Source organism: Mesorhizobium sp. B2-4-17 (assembly GCF_006441275.1).
In the GTDB taxonomy this organism is placed as follows: domain Bacteria; phylum Pseudomonadota; class Alphaproteobacteria; order Rhizobiales; family Rhizobiaceae; genus Mesorhizobium.
The window spans coordinates 108,606-115,154 of record NZ_VFUX01000023.1 but is presented as its reverse complement, the minus strand read 5'-3'; the positions used below and the strand labels follow the sequence as shown (position 1 = coordinate 115,154).

At 65.0% G+C, this 6,549-nt stretch carries 2 protein-coding genes; both read right to left on the bottom strand.

What is annotated here, in order from left to right; genetic code table 11:
* On the bottom strand, positions 1 to 4,506 hold a 4,506-nt coding region (locus FJ548_RS19215; RefSeq protein ID WP_140778682.1), incomplete at its 3' end, for a translocation/assembly module TamB.
* Position 4,507: 1 nt separating this feature from the next.
* Positions 4,508 to 6,436: an autotransporter assembly complex family protein gene (locus tag FJ548_RS19210; RefSeq protein WP_140695168.1), complete on the bottom strand. Its 1,929-nt coding sequence runs from the start codon at positions 6,434 to 6,436 to the stop codon at positions 4,508 to 4,510.
* Between the last annotated feature and the right edge of the window lie 113 nt (positions 6,437 to 6,549).

Sequence of the window (6,549 nt, the reverse complement as noted above, 5' to 3'; positions counted from 1 at the left end):
ATCGAGGCCGGGCGAAAATTCATTGGCAAGGGCCGCCGGCAGCGCCGAGAATTGTGCCGCGAGATCGAGCGTCTGGCTGGCGCTGCCCGAAAGCGTCACCGAGCCGCCGCCAATATCGAGCGCAAGCTTCTCGATGTTGGTCGTACCATTGGCGATGGTCAGTGACGAAGGCTTGGCGAGCGCTGTCTTGATGCCCTGGAGGGTCGCCTGGCCGGAAGCAAGTTCGATGGTCGTCGTGCCGTTGGTGACTTTCACCCGGCCGGCCGCCTTGGCCGGAATGCCCTTGACCGTGGCGCCGCCGGAGAAGCCGGTCCAGTCGCCGTCACGCTTCAGATCAACGTCGATGCCGCTGATCACCGTGCCGCCCGATATGACGGTGTCGGCATGGATCTTGCCCGAGATCACCGGCGCCGCAAGATAGTTGGCGATCAGCGCGTCGATGGAAACGGTTTTCGCCTGGAGGTCGCCGCGCGTGATCGAGGCGGTGGCCGCCTTGATAGCGACCTGGGGTGCCGCGCCATTCTTCGAGAAGGCGATCGTGCCGCGCACGTCGCCTTCGGCCTTTTCCAGCGCCAGCGCGGCAAGCGGCCCGATATCGGGCAGGTCGAGCGAGATCGTGCCTTCAGGCACGAACTTGTCGTCCAATTCCAGATCGCCGGAGATCTTGTTTGGGCCCAGTGACAGAAGCAGGCCGTTGATGGCGCTCTTGCCGTTCGCCGTCGCCAGCACGGCGCTGCCTTGCAAGGCCTGTCCCGCGACATTGCCGGTCAGCTGCACATTCGCAGCCGGGTTGATGGCATCCGCCTTGCCGGTGGCGGTCAGCCTCAGCCCGGTGATCTCGCGCGACGCCACCGAAAGCCGATCGCTATTGACGGTCAGCGACAGGTCGGGAGCGGTGGCCGGCCCCTGAGCATTCAACGCGAAGCCAACGGCGCCCCTGGCATCCTTCGACAGCAGCGAGATGTCGCTCAACACGCCCGTGATGTCGGCGGCCACCTTGTTGTCGGCCAGGCTTGCCTGTCCCTGTGCGGTCAGCGCGCCGGAGGCCAGCGTCAATCCGCCTATGTTGATGTTGCCGTTGGGCTCGCGCTTCAGCGTGGCGCTCACCTGCGCGCGTTCGCCGAGCATGCCTCGCGCCGCCGCCGGCAAGGCCGATGACGGGGCATCCGCCTTCAGCTTGAGATCGATGGCACCGTCACGCAGCGATACCTGGCCGGAGACCTGGCTGTTCAGCGCATCGCTCTTGAGAGAGCCGCTGTCGATGGCCATGGCGTCGGCTGTCAGGCGCCCGCTGAGCGCGGCCGTCACCTTGCCGGCGATCAGCGGCGCGATCGTGGCATTCTCGAGACCGACCTTGTCCACTGATACCGTGCCGGAAACCGGTCCGGCGCGGTTCTTGAGATCGAACGCATCCGAGTGCAGTGCCAGCGACAGCCCGTCCACTTTCGCCGGGCTGGTGGTGACCGAGGGCAGGATCGCGGCAAAGTCCAGCCGGGCATGCGTGCTTTCGCCCGCGATTTTGGCCGACAATGACCGGACCTCGATCTTGACCGGACTTTGCGCGCTTCCGACCGTCAGCGGCAGGCTGGGGCCGGACGAGGTGAGATCGAGCGCGAAATCGCTGGCTCCGTTCGGATTGATGGTGCCAGCGGCCTGGCCGGAAATCTTGTCGCCGGAGAGCGTGGCATGGTCGAGAGTGACGCCACCGACGACAGTGTAGGCGCCCACGGCATCGATGCCGAGCGGCCCGAGCCCGGCCTGGCGCGTCTGGCTGGTTTCGACACCGGCGAGTTGCGCGTTGAACCGGACCTCCGGAGCAGCCGGCGTTCCGGTCACTTGCGCGATGCCACTGAGGGTGCCCGCGGCATCGAGGCCGGGCGAAAATTCATTGGCAAGGGCCGCCGGCAGCGCCGAGAATTGTGCCGCGAGATCGAGCGTCTGGCCGGCGCTGCCCGACAGCGTCATCGAGCCGCCGCCAATATCGAGCGCAAGCTTCTCGATGTTGGTCGTACCATTGGCGATGGTCAGTGACGAAGGCTTGGCGAGCGCTGTCTTGATGCCGCGAACCGTGGCCTCGCCCGAGGCGATCTCCACACTGGTGGTCCCATCGGCGATCTTCACCCGCCCGGCTGCGGTCGCCGGAATGCCCGCGATGGTGGCGCCGCCGGTGAAATTGGTCCAGTCGCCATCGCGCTTCAGATCGACGCCGATGCCACTGATTTCGGTGGTGCCCGAAATGACCGTGTCGGCCTTGATGGTGCCCGAGATCGCCGGCGCCTTGAGAAAGTTGGCGATGAGCGCATTGACGGCGATCGTCTTGGCCGTCACCTCGCCGCGCGCGATCGATGTGCTCTTGGCGTCAATGGCCACCGAGGGCGCATCGCCTTCCTTGGCAAAGACGATGCTGCCGTTGATATCGCCGGTCACAGCCTGGCCGGCGAGCGCGGCCAGCTGATCGATGGCGGGAGCGGCAAGCGTGAGCGTGCCCAAAGGCATGTATTTGTCATCCAGCGCCAGGTCGCCAGACACCTTGTTGTCGCCCAGCGAGACGAGAAAGCCGTTGATCGAACGCTTGCCCTCGCTGGTGACCAGCGCCGCCTTGATGTCGAGCGGCTGGTCGTTGACGGCGCCGGTCAGCGAGACGGTGGCGGAAGGGCTCGATATGTCGGCCTTGCCGCTCGCCGTCAGCTTGATCGCCTTCACCGTGCGGCCCGAGGCCGTCAGGCTGTCGCTGTCGGCGGACACCGTGAAATCGGGCGCCGTCATGGCGCCGCTTGCCGACAGCGCGAAATCGACCCCGCCGGCAACCGGCACGCCGACCGTCGGCGACAACACCGAAATGTCGCCCAATTTGCCCTTGATGTCGGCCTGGATGTCCGTGCCGTGCATGCTGGCGGTGCCGCTGGCGCTAAGCGATCCGGAGGTGAGTTCGATCGAATTGGCGGCGAACGATCCCTGCGGATCGCGGGTCGCGGCAGCCGAGAATTTTACCCGCCCGCCGAGCACCGAGGCGATCTGAGGCGGCAAGGCGGTGGCCACGGCGTCGGCGTTCATCTTGAGTTGCATCGACAGGTCGGCAAGCGCCACTGTCGCCGTCAGCGAGGCATTGACCGCATCGGAACGCAGCGTGCCCTGGTCAATGGCAATGGCGTCCTTGCTGATTGAACCGGCCAGATCGACGTCGACCTTGCCGGTGACCAGCGGCGCCAGCGTCGCGACGTCGGTTTTCAGGCCGCCAGCCTCCAGCTTGACCGCAACCGGGCCGGCGCGATTCTGGATGTCGAAACCGTCGGAGTGGATTTGCGCCGCCAGATCGTCGAGCCGGGTGCCCCCGGCGACGATCGAAACGAAGGAGGCGCCGATGTCGATAATCGGTGCCTTGCCGTCGCCAAAGGCGCGAGCGGTAGCGTTCTTGATCGCTAGCGTGATCGGTTGCGCCTCGCTGCCGACGCTGACCACGACGGGCGGGCCCTTGGCGGCGAGTTGGACAGAGAGATCGCTGGCGCCGGCGGGATCGACGATGCCGGTGGCGGTGCCGTGCATGGCATCGCTGTCGATAATCGCCCGGTCGACGCTGATACCACCGGCTGATGTGGCGGTGCCCGCGACATCGAAGCTGGTCTTGCCGGCAAACAGGGGCTTCAAATTCTCCGGCAGGAAGCCGGCGAAGTCGCCGTCACCCTTGGCCTCGACATGGCTGCCCTTGTCGGTCGACTGGTGGCGGCCCGTCAATTGAGTGACGATCTCACCGTCGACGGTGAATGTGGCTATGCCGTTCCAGTTGGCGAGCGGCCCGGTGCCTGATGCGACTATGTCGACGGGCGGCGCATCGGGCAGCTTGAGCAGATTGGCGATGATGCCGCCCGCCGGCTCCGAAGCCTTAAGGTCGAGGTCAAGCCTGTTTTCGGCCGGCGCAAAGTGGATTTTGGCGTCGACCTTGCCTTGCTTGCCGTCATGGCGAGTAACATTGAGCACCGTCTCGACCGCCAGCGGCTTGGCGTCGGCCTTGACCGATCCCTTCGCCGCAAGCTCGGCGATGCCGCTGCCAGCCAGCTCCTGACCAAGCGCGATTTCGGGCAAGTCGATCTGCTTGATATCAATGGAAACAGGCAGCGTCGTCGTGCGGCTCTGCGCGGGCTGTTGGGTGCTGGCCACCGGCAGCCGCGCCAGTTCGATGCGGTCGGCCGCGATGCGGTCGGCGCTGAAGTTTTTCGACAGCAGCGCCAGCGGCGACCAGTCGACCGCCACTTTGCGCGCCACCAACCAGGCACCCTCGCGGTCCTCCAGCACGACATGGTCGACGCTGAGCGCGCCCGACCAGATGCCGTCGATGCCGCTGACGGTGACCTTGCGGTCGTCGCTCGAGGCCAGGCGCGAAATGATGCCGGCGAGATTGTCGCGTCCGCGTTCGGTCTTGGTCAGCACGACCAGCGCGCCGATCGCCCCCGCGACCACGATCAGCAGCGTGTAGAGGACAATGCGAAGGATGCGCCAGACCGTCCTCATCTCAAAACGCCTGTCCGATGCCGGCATAGATGCCGAAATGCGGATCGCTGGGGTCGCGGTTGAGCGGCACGGCGGCGTCGATGCGCAGTGGCCCGAACGGCGTCACATAGCGCAGGCCGACGCCGGCGCCGACCTTGACGTTGGAGAAGTTGGGAACCGATTTGGTCGATACCGTGCCGGCATCGACGAACGGCACGATGCCGATCGTGTCGGTGACGGCGATGCGCATCTCAACCGAGGTCTCGAAGAAGGACAGGCCTCCGATCGGCTGGCCGGTGAAATCCTTGGGACCGATGCCCTGATAGGCATAGCCCCGTACCGAGCCGCCGCCGCCGGAATAGAAGCGCCTGTCGGCCGGGACATTCTCAAGCCCCGTGCCGACGATCGAGCCGACGGAGACGCGTTCGGCCAGGACGAATTTCGAGGCCGTATCCAGCGACTGATAGGCCGATCCCTCGCCCTTCAGCTTGAGGAAGGCCGCGCCGCTCAGAATGTCGTAGCTGGGCTCGGCATAGGCCAGTACCCTGAAGCCCTTGGTCGGGTTCAGCCGGCTGTCCCTGTTATCATAGACATACTGCAGGGGAACGCTGGCGATCAGGTAAGTGTGTTTGCCGAAGGCATCGCGGATGCGTGAATAGTCGAGCGCCACCTCGGCCGAAACGGTCTGCTTCTTGTCGAGTTCATAGGACAGGCCGGTGCTGCCCTTGACCGAGAAATGGTCGTACGCGTCCGGGTGCTCGAAGACCGTTTTCACACTGGCAAAGAACTTCGAGGCCGGTCCGATCACGCCGGGCTTCTCGAACATGATTCCGGCATTGTAGTTCAGGTCCGACAGATTGTTGTTGCCGATGCCGCTGATGGCGCCGTCGATGCGCAGCTTCTCGGCGCGACCAAACAGGTTGCGGTGTCCCCAATAGCCTTCCAGGCCGAGGCCCTCGGTGTTCGAAAACGTGCCGCCAAGCCCGAAATAGCGCGGCTTGCGCTCGCTGACCTGGACGCCGATCGGGATGTTGCCGTCGGCGTCCAGTTTGTCGGCTTCCTTGAACGTCACGCTGTTGAAGACCTCGAGCCCCAGCAGCCTGTCGCGCGCATCGCTGATCTCCTGCGGGGAGTATTGCCTGCCACGCTTCAGCCCGGTCATGTATTCGGTGAAGTCGCGGTCGACCTTCTCGGTGCCTTCCACCGTGGTCGCGCCATAGCCTGCGACCGGGCCGGCAGCGACCGTCAGCGTCACATCGAGCGTCGAGGTGGCGTGGTCGGCGACGATCTGGCGGTCCGTCACCTTGGCCAGCGGCCTGCCCTGCTCCTTCAGCGTGCGCACGACCAATGCTTCGGCCTTGAGCACCGCGCCGGAGCCGGCGTCGCCGCCTGATATCAGGCCATAGTCGGCGCCCATCAGGCCAGCCGCGTCGCCTTCCAGCCGGATGTTGCCGAGTGTGAATTTGGGGCCGGTCGAGATATTGATCGCCACCGGAATGGGCTGCGGACCCTTGAATTCGGCGTCCGGCGGCAACGCGTCGAGCGGCTTGCCATCGATGGTGATGGTGACCACGCCTTCATAGCGGGCATCCGCATAGAGGGCCGCTACCAGCTGTTCGCGGTCGCTGCGCGCCTTGGCCATCAGCCCGAGCGAGCCCGAGACGGGGCGGTCCTCGTCGCCTTTCAGGGCCGAGGCGTTTTCGAGCTTCTTGACGAGATCCTTGTCGGCGTCGGGCGCGGAGAGCGTCACCGCGTAACGCAAGGGATCGACAATATCGGCGTCTTCGTCGCTGGAGGAACCCCACAGCTTGATGCCGAAAAGCTCGAACGCGGCCGCTGGTCTCGATTCGGCGACCAGCGCCGTCGAGCACATCACGGCCAAAAGCAGGGCGCGAGGAAGCCCGCGCCCTGGCGCGGTACCCCCTGACATCTGCTTTTCATGCGCCGGCATTAAGACAACCTAGTCCACAAAACTAAAATTGGAATGAAGTTCTGAAGCGCTCGTAAAGGGGCCACAATCCAATTGTCTGAAATAGGACGGGCTTGGAATTCACACCTTTTGCG

Excerpts from the sequence above, each read along its gene's own strand:
- FJ548_RS19210 (WP_140695168.1), bottom strand. The coding sequence starts at position 6,436 with ATGCCGGCGCATGAAAAGCAGATGTCAGGGGGTACCGCGCCAGGGCGC.